The sequence below is a fragment of the Streptomyces sp. DH37 genome (assembly GCF_029813835.1).
Taxonomy (GTDB): Bacteria; Actinomycetota; Actinomycetes; order Streptomycetales; family Streptomycetaceae; genus Streptomyces.
Map to the genome: position 1 here is coordinate 1 of NZ_JARVKV010000265.1, position 255 is coordinate 255.

The window sequence follows — 255 nt, forward strand, 5'->3', positions numbered from 1 at the left end:
AGCTCATTGTACCGGCCATTGTAGCACGTGTGCAGCCCAAGACATAAGGGGCATGATGACTTGACGTCGTCCCCACCTTCCTCCGAGTTGACCCCGGCAGTCTCCTGTGAGTCCCCATCACCCCGAAAGGCATGCTGGCAACACAGAACAAGGGTTGCGCTCGTTGCGGGACTTAACCCAACATCTCACGACACGAGCTGACGACAGCCATGCACCACCTGTACACCGACCACAAGGGGGCGACCATCTCTGGCC

Annotated in this window: 1 rRNA gene; it reads right to left on the minus strand. The window is 58.8% G+C overall.

The window, feature by feature from the left end:
* A 16S ribosomal RNA gene (locus QC029_RS30965) occupies positions 1 to 255 on the minus strand; the annotation flags it as partial.